Raw genomic sequence first — 12,266 nt, 5'->3', positions numbered from 1 at the left:
GGCAACGCTCTTCGTCATTCCCGCGAAAGCGGGAATCCAGCGCCTTGCGCTTTCAAACGTCTGAAGTCGCTGGATCCCCGCTTTCGCGGGGATGCCGACGATGGGGCTTAAAGCCGTTCGGCGTCGGCGCGCTCGCGTACCTGGGCCAGCGTCCAGTCGCTCAGAAGTTCGCCGTCTTCCCACACGGTGACCAGCGCGTCCTCGCAACCCGGTGGCGCGTGCGCGGCGTCCAGCGAAACGGCTTCGCCCGGCAGCGCGATCGTGCGGTACTCACCGGATCCGGCATGCCGCACCAGCGTCATGCGCCCGCGCTTGCTCGCCTTGCCCTTGTCGGTGACAGGGTCCTTGTAGACGTCGATCCACCGGCCGTCCACGCGTGCGGCGGAGCACTTCAGCGCGAACTTCTGCGTGTCGCGATCCAGCCGCTGCAGCAGCGCGCCGCCCATGCCGAAGGCGAGGTTGTCGGTGGCGTAGCCGGCGCGCGTGGCGCGTTCGAGGATGGCGCGGATGCTGGTCGGGTTGATGCCGTCGCCCTGGATCACGCGCACGTGCCGCAGCACGCGGTAGCCATTTGCATTCACGTCGTGGCCGAAGGCCTCGTCCAGCCGCAGCAGGCACTGGTGCACCACCTCGACCGGATCGCCGGAATCGGGCCGGATCACCACCGTCGCGCCGGAGGCGATGACTTCATCGCGCAACGTGCGGCCCCAGTGCTCGGACACGGCGCGGTAGATGTCGTAACTGTCCGAGACCACCGCGACGATCGCCCCCGGACGCGCGAACTGACGCAGCATGTTGCGGTAGGCATCGACCTCGCGTTCGCGGCCCCAGGCGGTGATCGTGCTGTGCTCGGCGGCGGGGATGGAATGGGCTGCCATCGGTTCGTGGTAGTAGACACGCGCCGCGAGCAGACCGGACACCGTGTCGGTGCCCCTGAAGTTCACCAGGTGCGAGAGCCCGCCGATCGCCGCCGATTCCGTGCTCGACACGCCGCGCGCGCCGAAGTCGTGCAGCTTGTACGGCAACTGGCCTTCGGGATCGTCGCTGGTGCGTTCCAGGAACTGGCGGATCGTCTGCTTCGCATGCCAGCTCGTCGTCGCCACCGTCACCGGGTACCACAGCCGCAGCAGCAGCGTTTCGACGTAGGAGGGCACCCAGCACGCGTGCGGATCGGTGGATTCGATCGTTACCAGCGCCTGGTGCGTGGGCACCACCGTGCCTTCGGGAACGGCGCGGATGCGCAGCGGCAGGCGGCCGTCGTGTCGCTGCACGATGTCGCGCCAGCCGGCCTCGTTGAACGGCTCGCCGTGCGCGGCGAAGAGCTCGCGCGCCTGGTCGATGTCTTCGTGCGTGACGCGCCGCGACAGGTACTGCTTGAGGATCGTCTGCAATCCGAAGAACACCGTGCGGTCGTACAGGCCGCCGCGCGACTCGACGTAGAAGAACGTCGCGTCCGTGCCCGGCGGGTACTGCAGCCAATGGCTGGCTTTGTAGCTGTCGGTGTTGAGGAGCAGGTTGTCGAGGAAATCCATGGCGTCGTATCCGGGCGGTGCGGCGATGGTGTCCGGTGGCGCCGCGGGCGCGCTTGATCGGACGCAACGATCGGCGACGGCATCGTGCGCTGCGCGGCGTCATGGCCGCGCCATTGCATTACACGGCGCGCCACTCGCCCGGCGCGAGGCCCTCGAGCCGATGCGCACCCACCGCCACGCGCACCAGCCGCAGCGTCGGCAGGCCGATGGCGGCGGTCATGCGTCGAACCTGTCGGTTGCGGCCTTCGGTGATGGCGATCTCCAGCCACGCATCGGGCACGGTCTTGCGGAAGCGCACCGGCGGATCGCGCGGCCACAGCGCCGGAGGCTCGATGCGCTTCACCTTCGCCGGGCGCGTCGGTCCATCGTTGAGCACCACGCCGTGCCGCAGTGCGTCGATCTTCGTCTCGTCCGGCTCGCCTTCCACCTGCACCCAATAGGTCTTGGGCTGCTTGTGGCGCGGGTCGGTCAGGCGATGCGCGAGCGTGCCGTCGTCGGTGAGCAGCAACAGCCCCTCGCTGTCGTGATCGAGGCGACCGGCCGCGTACACATCCGGCGGCAGGCCGAACTCGGCCAGCGTGCGCCGCGGCGGCGTGCTGCGGTCGGTGAACTGGCACAGCACGCCGTAGGGTTTGTTGAAGGCGATGAGCATGGAAAGCCGGGATTCGGGAATCGAGATTCGGGATTCGTAAAAGCAGGCTTGCCGCGAGGGGGATCCGCTCTTGCGAATCCCCATTCCCGAATCCCGAATCCCGTTTTTACGGCTTCACAAACCGCAACGTCATCCGGTCGCTCTCGCCGATCGCCTTGTACTTCGCATCGTCCTTGGCGTCGTGCTGGTTGGTCGGCGGCAGCGTCCACACGCCGTTGGGATGGTCGGCGGTGTCCTTCGGGTTCGCGTTGATCTCGCTCTTCGCGTCGAGCTTGAAGCCGGCCTTCTGCGCCAGTTCGATCACCAATGCTTCGGTGAGATAGCCGGAGGTCTTCATCTTCTCCAGGTCCGTGCCCGGCTTGGCGCGGTGGTCGACCAGGCCGAGCGTGCCGCCCGGCTTGAGCACGTCGAAGAACGCCTTGAAGTACGCGTCCGCCGTGCCGTCGTCGACCCAGTTGTGGGCGTTGCGGAAGGTGAGCACGACATCGGCCGAACCGGCCGGGCCGAAGTTCGGTGCCTTGGGATCGAAGTTGCGGACTTCCGGCTTGCCGTACACCTGCGTGTTGGCGAAGCGCTCGCCCATCGCCTTGCTCTGGCGGTAGCGGTACTGCGGCTGGTTCGGGATCGCGGGGTCGTACATGGCCGCGACGTACTGGCCGCCGTCCTTCAGGTAGGGCGCGAGGATTTCGGTGTACCAGCCGCCGCCGGGGGTGATCTCCACGACGGTCTGGTTCGGCTTCACGCCGAAGAAGCTCAGCGTCTGCGCCGGATGGCGGTACTGATCGCGCAGCACGTTCTTCGGATCGCGCGTGGTCGAGGCCAGTGCGGCCTGCAGGGCCGGATCGACGGCGGCGCTCGCGGCGGCCTTCGCTGCGGGCTTGGCTTTGGGCTGCGCGGCCATGCCGGCGTGCGCGACGAGCAGGGCGGGAACGAGTGCGGCGAGAAGCAGGCGTTTCATGCGGATCTCCATGTGGTGGACGGGGGCGACCGGTGAACGGGGCGCCAGACTACCGCCAACGCCGTGGCCGCCACCATCAACGGACGGCACGGGGGCGGCGTTTGGGCGGGGCGGGCTTGCGCGACGCCGGTTTGCGCGCGGGCTTGGCGACGCGTGGCGTCATCGCGTCGCTGGTCGCGTATTGCGCGGCTTCTTCCAGGAGCCAGTCGCGGAACAACGCCAGACCGCGGTGATCGCGCGAACGCGACGGGTACACGAGGTAGTGGGCGAACTCGGTCTTCAGCCGCTCGTCGAACAGCTCCACCAGCCGCCCGGCCTCCACCAGCGGCCGTGCCAGCGTCACGCGGCCGAGCACGATGCCCATGCCTTCGGCGGCGGCACGGTGCAGGTTTTCCGAGTCGTCGAAAATCGCCACGAACCGCGCCGGCGGCGTGCCGCCGTAACGCGCGAACCACTCGCTCCAGCGCCCGCCGGGCGCGCCGAGCAGCGGGAACTCGCTCAGGTTCGCCAGGGTCGGGCGGCCGAGGCGTTCGATCAGCGCCGGGCTCGCGGTCGGGGTCATCCAGTCGTCGAACAGGTGCACCGCTTCCAGTCCCGGCCACTTGCCCGGGCCGAAACGGATGCCGGCGTCGATGACGGTTTCGCGCGCGAAGTCGATGGGATCGACGTTGGATTGCAGGCTGATCTCCAGCTGCGGATGCGTGGCGAGGAAGCGCGGCAGGCGCGGCACCAGCCAGCTGGAAGCGAAGGAAGGCATCAGCGTGAGGGTGAGCGCGTCGTCGCGGCGCACGCGGCGCGGCGCGAGCGCCTGTTCGATCGCCTCCAGGTGCGGCGCGATGCGGTCGTACAGCGCCTGGCCGTGCTCGGTGAGTTTCACGCCGCGCGCGCCGCGCACGAAGAGACGACGGTCGAGGCGTTCCTCGATCGCACGGACCTGATGGCTCAAAGCGCTGACGGTGAGGTGCATCGACTCGGCCGCGCGGGTGAGGTTCCCTGCGCGCGCGGCGGCGATGAATCCCAGCAACGCCTGCAACGGCGGACGACTCATTCGACCTCCTCCCGGGAACCCTGCGCGGGGCTTCGATCCTTGAGCCAGATTCAACGCTGGCTTGCAGAACCGTCGCTTTTTCAGGCCCTGGCGCGGGCGTATCTTGCAACTCAATCAAGGAAGTTGTCCACGCCAGGCAGGCCATCGCACACCGGGAGTACGCCATGAACGTCTTTACCAATCTGCTGTTCCCGCAGGACAACCACGCCGAGCCCCGCGCCTTCGACGAGGGCGACGATCGGTATTCCACCGGTTACGGCAACCGCATCGCTTCGGCGCGCTTCTTCGGCCATCTCGGCCACGCGAAGGCGGCGCGCGGCGAGAAGCCGGCAGTGTTGCCGTTCGACGCCGGTCTCGCGCTGGGCGGCTGCCGCTGACGCGCCTTTTCCGGCGTACGGCGGGAGTGATTCGTCCAATGCATCCCTCCGCGTGAATGCCTCCGCTGATCCGCTCGCTCAACAAAGTCCACCAGATCCGCTCGAACCTTCCCGATCGCCCTGACCTTCCGCGGGCCGGCAAGGTTCATAGCCCAGTCCCCCAGCAGTCCGTTTCCTTCCCCCAACGCCGCCCCCCGGGCGGCGTTTTTTTGTCTCCTACCAGCGCCCGAGACAACGGCTCGATTGTTCGCGCGGGGTGAAGGCCCTACAATCGCGAACGATTCTCATTTTGCTGGCCACCGGTGTCTTTCCACCGGCGCTCCATGGACGGGGTCCAGCTCCCAGACGCCACAGGTCCCCGATGCGCCCCTTCCGCTCCTCCGTCCGGTCGCTGCCGGTCTCGATCCGCCACGCCCTCGCCCTCGCGCTGCTGGCCGGCGCGGCCACGCCCGCCCTCGCCCAGGACGCTACCGATCTGGACGCCGTCCAGGTGCGGGCGCCGATCGCCCGCAGCGCCGGCACGGCCACCAAGACCGACACCCCGATCCGCGAGATCCCGCAGTCGATCTCCGTCGTCACCGACCAGCAGATGAAGGACCGCGCGATCCACGGCATCGAGGAGGCCGTGTGGTACACGGCCGGCGCGCAGGGCGGCGGCTACGGCGGCGATCCGCGCAGCGACTGGCTCCTGCTGCGCGGCTTTACGCCGGCGCGCTACATGGACGGCCTGTCGTTGGCGGAAGGCTCCGGCACCGGCATCACCCGCGTCGAGCCCTACGGCCTGGAGCGCGTGGAAGTGCTGAAGGGCCCGGCGTCGGTCGCCTACGGCGCGATGCCGCCCGGCGGCATGCTCAACTACGTCAGCAAGCGCCCGACGCAGGAAACCCTGCGCGAAGTGGAAGTGCAGGTCGGCAACTACGATCTGTTCCAGGTCGCCGCCGACTTCGGCGGCAAGCTCACCGACGACGGCGTGTGGACCTACCGCCTGACCGCGCTGGCGCGCAACAGCGACGACGTGACCGACTACGTCCACGACGACCGTTACTTCATCGCCCCGGCGCTGACGTGGAAGCCGGACGAAGCCAACTCGCTCACGCTGCTCGCGCGCTACCAGAAGAACGACACCGTCGCCGGCGCCGGCTTCCTGCCGCAGGAAGGCACGCTGCTGCCGAACCCGAACGGCAAGATCCCGCAGAACCGTTTCACCGGCGAGCCGGGCTTCAACGACTACGACAAGACGATGACGTCGTTCGGCTGGGAGTACTTCCACGACTTCGGCGGCGGCACCACCTTTCGCCAGAACCTGCGCTATGGCGTGACCGAGATCGACCCGAGCACGTCGGTCGGTGCGTTCGGCCTGCTCGCCGACCAGCGCACGCTGTTCCGCTACCTGTGGAAGACCGAGGAAGAGAGCAAGACCTTCGGCGTCGATAACCAGCTGCTGTTCCATTTCGACACGGGTGCGGTCGAGCACACGCTGCTCACCGGCCTGGACTTCCGCCGCGCACGCAACGACTACGCGTCCGCCTTCACCTTCGCCGGTGCGCCGACGCTCGACATCTTCAATCCGGTCTACGGCGCGCCGATCGTCGAACCCGACTACACCTCGCGCACGCGCCAGGAGCAGTCGCAGTTCGGCCTGTACGCGCAGGACCAGATGAAGCTGGACCGCTGGGTGGTCACGCTGGGCGCGCGCCAGGACTGGGTCGGCACCGATACGCATGAAGTGATCGGCGGCGCGCAGTCGCACCAGAGCGACGACAAGTTCTCCGGCCGCGTCGGCGTGAATTACCTGTTCGACAACGGCCTGGCGCCGTACATCGGCTGGTCGCAGTCGTTCCAGCCCACCGTGGGCACGGACTTCAACGGTCGCGCCTTCGTGCCGACGACCGGCGAGCAGACCGAGGTCGGCATCAAGTATCAGCCGGACAACAACCGCATCCTCGCCACGCTGGCGGTGTACGAGCTGTTGCAGGAGAACACGCTGGTCGTCGATCCGAACCACACCTTCTTCCAGATCCAGCAGGGCGAGATCAAGGTGCGCGGCGTCGAACTGGAAGGCCGCTGGAACATCGGCAACGGCCTGAGCGTCTTCGGTGCCTACACCTACGCCGATTCGGAAGTGACCAAGACCACCGACCCGCTGTCGCTGGGTGCGGAAATCCCGCTGCAGCCCAAGAACGTCGCCTCGCTCGGCGCGGACTACACCATCACCGCCGGCACGCTGGCGGGCCTGGGCTTCGGCGCGGGCGTGCGCTACACGGGCGAGCATTACGGCGACGCGTACAACCTTTACCAGACGCCGTCGTACACGCTATTCGACGCCTCGGTGCACTACGACATCGGTGCGTGGCGCCTGCAGCTCAACGCCGCGAACGTGGGCGACAAGGAATACATCGCCACCTGCAACAGCGCGGCCTGGTGCTACTACGGCTACCCGCGCACCGTCACCGCCACCGCGCGCTTCCAGTGGTGAGTTGAGGCCGCGCCATGATCGCCACGCTCGCCGCCATCATCGCTTCGCTGCTTTCGGCGGCGGCGCTGTACGCCGCGTCGCCGCACTGCCGCTGGCCGTCGTGGCGGCAGCGCGGACGGCGCGGCAACACGATTGGCGCGGTGCTGGCCGTGCTGGCGCTGGCGTTGTGGATCGCGCAGCTCGGCGTCGGCGCCGGGTTGTGCGCGATGCTCGGTACGTGGATGGGCGGGCTGATGGCGCTGCCGTACCTTGCCTGGCGCACCGCGCCGCAGAGCAACGGAGGATCGCACTGATGTGGGCGCGCGCATTCGCCGGCATCGTGCCGGGCTTCCTGCTGTCGGCAGGGCTCGTCGGGCTGTTCTCCTTCGCGCTGCCGGGCCCCTGGCAGGGCACGTTGGTGGCGGGGATCATCGCGTTCTTCGTGGTGTGGATGGCGGTGATGGGTGCGAGCTTCCAGTTCGCCAACGGCAAGCGTGCGTGGGCGTGGCTCAGCGGCCTGGCCGTAGCGACGCTGGGCGCGCTGTGGCTGCTGCAATGGCTGGGCGTGCTCGAGTAAGCACGATCAAGTGAGGCCGCGATGAAGATCTCCTCCAACACGCTGCGCACCTTCACCACGTTGCATACGTGGGTGGGCCTGGTCGCGGGCTTCGCACTGTTCGTCGCGTTCTATGCCGGCGCGATCACCATCTTCCACCACGACCTGCAGGCGTGGCAGTCGCCGCAAGGCGTGAACGCGAAAGCGCAGACGCTGGACGATGCGCAGCGCCTGCTCGACGAAACGCTCGAGCGCCATCCCGAATCACGCAAGCATGTGGGCATGGTGTTCCCGGGCGAGGAATACCCGATCACCGCCACCTACTGGCAGGACGCGAAGGGCACGTGGCGTTACGCCACCACCGAGCATCCCGAAGGGCGGGACGAAATGCCCGGCGGCGCGCTGTCGGAGCTGGTGAACGCGCTGCACTACTCGCTCGGCATCCCCGTCGCCGGCACGTACCTGATGGGCATCGTCAGCCTGCTCTACGGCCTGGCGCTGATCTCCGGCGTGATCATCCACCTGCCCAAGCTCGTCGAGGACCTGTTCGCGCTGCGCCCGGGCCGCAACCTCAAGCGCATGTGGCAGGACGCGCACAACGTCATCGGCGTGCTCAGCCTGCCGATGCACATCATGTTCGCCGTCACCGGCGCGATGCTGTGCCTGGTGATGATCGCGATGTTCGCGCTGAACCCGCTGATCTACCGCGGCCAGCTCATGTCCGCGCTGGGCCCGGCGATGGACACCGCACCGGTCGTCGCGCCGGCGAATCGCGAACAGGCGCTCGGTTCGTTGGCGATGTGGCGCGAGCGTTCCATCGCGATCGCGAACGAGCAAGGCGTCGCATCCTTCGAACCGGCCTACCTCAAGCTCAGCAACGCGGGCGATGCGAACGCGACGATCGAAATCACCGGCGCATCGCCCGGCTCGCTCGGTCCGCTGGGCGCGGTCGCGATGAACGCCAACACCGGCGCGAAGCTCGCCACCCAGCTCCCCGGCCTGCGCGACGCGAACCACGCCACGCTGTCGTCGGCCTATGCACTGCATTTCGGCGAATACGGCAACCACTGGGTGCAATGGCTGTACTTCCTGCTCGGACTGGGCGGCGCGTTCCTGTTCTATTCCGGCAACCTGTTGTGGATCGAATCGCGCCGCAAGCGCCGCCAGGCCGAACAGGGCCGCGCGCAGCTGTGGATGGCGCGCGCCACGGTCGGCGTGTGCATCGGCGTGTGCGTGGCGATCTCCGTCGCGTTCATCGCCACGCAGCTGTTGCAGGCGCCGGCGTTCGCGGCCGTCGAACTCGGCTTCGGCGTGAATTTCGCCTGCTTCGTCGCCTGGGGCCTGTGCGCATTGTGGGCCGCGCTGCGTCCGCCGATCCGCGCCGCGCAGGAGCTGCTGTGGGCCGCCGCGGTGACGACTGCGCTGATTCCCGTCGCGCACGGCGCCGTCACCGGCGCGTGGTGGTGGGCCAGCGCCGCCGCCGGGCAATGGGCGCTGTTCGCCATCGACGCGGGCGCGATCGCGATGGCGGTCGGCTTCGCGTGGCTGGCGCGGGTCACGGCACGACGCATGCGCGAAGGTGAGGCGAACAGCGTGTGGTCGGCGTCGCCGGCGCCGGTGGCATCCAGGGTGCAGGCGCCGCAGGCGTAGGCCGTCACGGGCCGTTCGCGACGTTCTGCGATAAGGACGCCGCGAAACACGACAGGCCCGTCATGCCCTCCACCCTCACCACCCAGCGCGGCGAGTTCCGCCGCATCTACCGCGCATTGCAGCGCCAGCCGCAGCTGGCCGCGCGCACGCCGGTGTTCTTCTGCGAAGGCGACTCGTGGTTCTCCACGCCCCTGGCGATGAACCTGCTGGACTGGCTGGTGTTTCCCACGCCGCAGGACGAGGAACGCGGCGTGCCGCAGTTCGGCGCGGGCGGGCTGTTCTTCCGCACCGAAAAGAGCGGTGACCTGGCGATCGACATCTTCACCGAGCGTCGCATCGACGACCTGGCCGACTGGTACGAGGGCTTCGCGTTCGACGTCGTGCTGATCAGCGCCGGCGGCAACGATTTCGTCGCCGCCTTCCTGCAGGGACTGTTCGCGGGGCAGGGCCCGATGACGCCCGAGCAGGCGTTCGCGCGCGTGGAGCGTTCGCGCCGTTTCGAGGAAGTGCGCGGCGCGTACCAGCGCTTCCTGCGCGCCTTCAAGCGCATCCATCCGGCCACGCCGATCCTCGCCCACACCTACGACTACCCGCAGCGCATGGGCGCGCCGGCGCAGCTGACCGTCGCCAACCTTGGCGCCGCGGCCCTGCTTATGAACAACATCGGCCCGTGGATCGCGCCGCACGTCGCGCACGTGCTGCCGCAGGTGGCGCAGCAGCGGCGCTTCGCCGCGCTGCTGATCGACGGCTTCCACGACCAGGTGCTGCAACCGCTGGCCGCGCGCGCGGAGTTCTCCGGCCTCTTCAGCTTCGTCGACCTGCGCGGGACCCTGCGCCGGGCGGACCAGTGGTTCGACGAGATGCATCCCACGGGTGCGGGCTTCCACGCGTTGTCGTTGAAGTTGCGGCGCGCGGCCAACGCGCTGCTGCCGCCGGCCAAGCGCCGCGCCTGACACCACGCGTGGCATGATCGGGCCATGCAGGGCGTGCCCGAACAATTCGACCACCCGCTCGACGTGGCGCAGTTCCGGCGCCCGGCGCATCGCGCGGGCGTGGAGTTGTATCGCGCGCACATCGTGCGTCATACGTTCGATCCGCACACGCACGAGGCCTACGGGCTCGGCGCGATCGAATCGGGCGTGGAGCGCTTCCGCTACCGCGGCAGCGACCATCTGGCACCTGCGGATTCGCGGGTGATGATGAATCCCGACGTGCTGCACACCGGGCGCGCCGAGACCGTCGGCGGCTGGCGTTACCGCATGGCGTACATCGACGCCGACGTGGTGGAGGAAGTGACCGGCCGACGCGGTCTGTGGTTCGCCGATGCGGTGGACCACGACGCGGCCCGCGCGCGTCGCGTCACCGCGTTGCTGGATGCGTTGTGGTGCGCGGATGAGCCGCTCGCCTTCGACGGCCTGCTGCTTTCGCTGCTCGACGGTTTCGATGACCAGGCGCGCGCTGCCCGGCCGTTGCGAACGCATGCGGCGCCGCGGTTCGCGGGCGTCGTCGACTACCTGCGCGACAACCTGGCGCAACGGGTCACGCTGGATGAGCTGGCGGCGGTGGCGGGCCTGAGCCCGTTCCATTTCCTGCGCGCCTTCCGCGATCAGTACGACGCCACGCCGCAGCAGATGCTGATGGCGCTGCGATTGTTCCAGGCCAAGCAACGCCTCGCGCGCGGGGATGCGCCGGCGCGCGTCGCGGCCGAGGTCGGCCTGAGCGACCAGGCGCATCTGACGCGCGCGTTCGCGCGGCGTTACGGGGTGACGCCGGCGCGGTATCAGCGGCAGGTGCGTTCGTAAGCCGAAGCCGTTGAGCCCCTCTCCCGTTTGCGGGAGAGGGGTTGGGGTGAGGGCAGAACAACGTAAGGGCGATCCGGCGAATCGGCCCCGTCAGGACCGCATGTTCGCCACTACCGCTCCGCCTGCCCTCATCCGGCCTTCGGCCACCTTCTCCCGCGCGCGGGAGAAGGGGTTCAGTCCGCAGCCACCGCAATCCCGTTCAAGACACCCCACGCAAGCCGCCGCACGCTACACCCCATGTGGACCGGAACCCTCTACGCACTCGCCGCTGGCCTCATGTGGGGCCTCGTCTTCGTCGGCCCACTGCTGCTGCCGGAATACCCGGCCACGTTGCAGTCGGTCGGGCGCTACCTCGCCTTCGGCCTGATCGCATTGCCGCTGGCGTGGATGGACCGCGCCGCGCTGCGGCGTCTGTCGCGCGCGGACTGGACCGAAGCGCTCAAGCTCGCCGCCATCGGCAACCTGCTCTATTACGTCTGCCTGGCCAGCGCGATCCAGCGCGCAGGCGCGCCGCTGCCGACGATGATCATCGGCACGTTGCCCGTGGTGATCGCCATCAGCGCCAACCTGCGCGACCACCGCCGCGACGGTCGCCTGCCGTGGCGCCGCCTGGCGCCCTCGCTGCTGCTGATCGCCCTCGGCATCGCCTGCGTGAATCGCGTGGAGCTGCAGGCCCTGAGCGCGCAGCCCGATGCCGACCCCATGCGCTACCTGCAAGGCGCGCTGCTGGCGGTGATCGCCGTGGCCTGCTGGACCTGGTACCCGCTGCGCAACGCGGACTGGCTGCGCGCGCATCCCGACCGCAACCCGCGTACCTGGGCCACCGCGCAGGGCATCGCGACGCTGCCGCTGGCGCTGGTGGGCTACGTGCTGCTGTGGGCGGGCATGGCCGCCTTCGGTAGCGAATTCCCGATGCCCTTCGGCCCGCGCCCGTGGTTCTTCATCGGGCTGATGGCGGCGATCGGCCTGTTCGCCTCGTGGATCGGCACGCTGTGCTGGAACGCCGCCAGCCAGCGCCTGCCCACCGCATTGGCCGGCCAGCTGATCGTCTTCGAGACGCTCGCCGCGCTGGCCTACGCCTTCATCCTGCGCGGGCGCATGCCCGAGCCGCTGACGCTGACCGGCATCGGCCTGCTGATCGCCGGCGTGCTCTGGGCCGTGCGCATCCGACCCGAACCCGCCGTGTCCGAGGGCCACGCCGCCTGACGGCCCTCGCGCGCGGCGTGAAGGCCGCGC

General features: G+C 68.8%; 12 protein-coding genes. 8 read left to right on the top strand and 4 right to left on the bottom strand.

All coding sequences use genetic code 11. From position 1 onward, the window contains the following. Positions 1-107 precede the first annotated feature (107 nt). The 4 genes from AAFF32_RS03345 to AAFF32_RS03330 form a co-directional block, all read right to left on the bottom strand. The gene (locus tag AAFF32_RS03345; protein WP_342316487.1) at positions 108-1,532 is read right to left on the bottom strand and encodes a nicotinate phosphoribosyltransferase; all 1,425 of its coding nucleotides are present in this window, start codon (positions 1,530-1,532) and stop codon (positions 108-110) included. A gap of 118 nt (positions 1,533-1,650) precedes the next feature. Continuing rightward, positions 1,651-2,184, bottom strand: coding sequence for a pseudouridine synthase (locus AAFF32_RS03340; RefSeq protein ID WP_216964994.1), 534 nt, complete (start codon positions 2,182-2,184; stop codon positions 1,651-1,653). Positions 2,185-2,290: 106 nt separating this feature from the next. Next, positions 2,291-3,142 carry a methyltransferase gene (locus AAFF32_RS03335; RefSeq protein ID WP_342316486.1) on the bottom strand — a complete coding sequence of 284 codons (852 nt, stop codon included), beginning with the start codon at positions 3,140-3,142 and terminating at the stop codon, positions 2,291-2,293. 76 nt (positions 3,143-3,218) lie between these two features. After that, entirely contained in the window at positions 3,219-4,190 is a 972-nt protein-coding gene (locus AAFF32_RS03330) for a LysR substrate-binding domain-containing protein (protein ID WP_342316485.1), read from the bottom strand. 164 nt (positions 4,191-4,354) lie between these two features. Here AAFF32_RS03330 and AAFF32_RS03325 point away from each other — a divergent pair, with 164 nt between their 5' ends. The 8 genes from AAFF32_RS03325 (at position 4,355) to AAFF32_RS03290 (ending at position 12,236) form a co-directional block, all read left to right on the top strand. After that, on the top strand, positions 4,355-4,567 hold the full coding sequence (locus AAFF32_RS03325; protein WP_216965001.1) for a hypothetical protein: 213 nt from the start codon (positions 4,355-4,357) through the stop codon (positions 4,565-4,567). A 361-nt stretch (positions 4,568-4,928) separates the two neighbouring features. Continuing rightward, positions 4,929-7,043 carry a TonB-dependent siderophore receptor gene (locus AAFF32_RS03320; RefSeq protein ID WP_342316484.1) on the top strand — a complete coding sequence of 705 codons (2,115 nt, stop codon included), beginning with the start codon at positions 4,929-4,931 and terminating at the stop codon, positions 7,041-7,043. Between the two features lie 14 nt (positions 7,044-7,057). Then, a complete protein-coding gene (locus AAFF32_RS03315) occupies positions 7,058-7,336 on the top strand; it encodes a hypothetical protein (RefSeq protein ID WP_216965006.1) in 279 nt (92 codons plus the stop codon). Next, positions 7,336-7,599 (top strand): hypothetical protein, encoded by a 264-nt coding sequence (locus AAFF32_RS03310; protein WP_216965008.1) that lies wholly within the window; start codon positions 7,336-7,338, stop codon positions 7,597-7,599. Before AAFF32_RS03315 ends, AAFF32_RS03310 begins: the two co-directional genes overlap by 1 nt. A gap of 21 nt (positions 7,600-7,620) precedes the next feature. After that, positions 7,621-9,228, top strand: coding sequence for a PepSY-associated TM helix domain-containing protein (locus AAFF32_RS03305; RefSeq protein ID WP_342316483.1), 1,608 nt, complete (start codon positions 7,621-7,623; stop codon positions 9,226-9,228). A gap of 62 nt (positions 9,229-9,290) precedes the next feature. Continuing rightward, entirely contained in the window at positions 9,291-10,181 is an 891-nt protein-coding gene (locus AAFF32_RS03300) for a hypothetical protein (RefSeq protein ID WP_342316482.1), read from the top strand. A 24-nt stretch (positions 10,182-10,205) separates the two neighbouring features. Continuing rightward, a complete protein-coding gene (locus tag AAFF32_RS03295) occupies positions 10,206-11,030 on the top strand; it encodes an AraC family transcriptional regulator (RefSeq protein WP_342316481.1) in 825 nt (274 codons plus the stop codon). 237 nt (positions 11,031-11,267) lie between these two features. Continuing rightward, positions 11,268-12,236: a DMT family transporter gene (locus tag AAFF32_RS03290; protein WP_216965014.1), complete on the top strand. Its 969-nt coding sequence runs from the start codon at positions 11,268-11,270 to the stop codon at positions 12,234-12,236. Positions 12,237-12,266 lie beyond the last annotated feature (30 nt).

This window comes from Lysobacter sp. FW306-1B-D06B, from assembly GCF_038446665.1.
In the GTDB taxonomy this organism is placed as follows: domain Bacteria; phylum Pseudomonadota; class Gammaproteobacteria; order Xanthomonadales; family Xanthomonadaceae; genus Lysobacter_J.
This window is presented reverse-complemented; position numbering and strand designations above follow the sequence as displayed.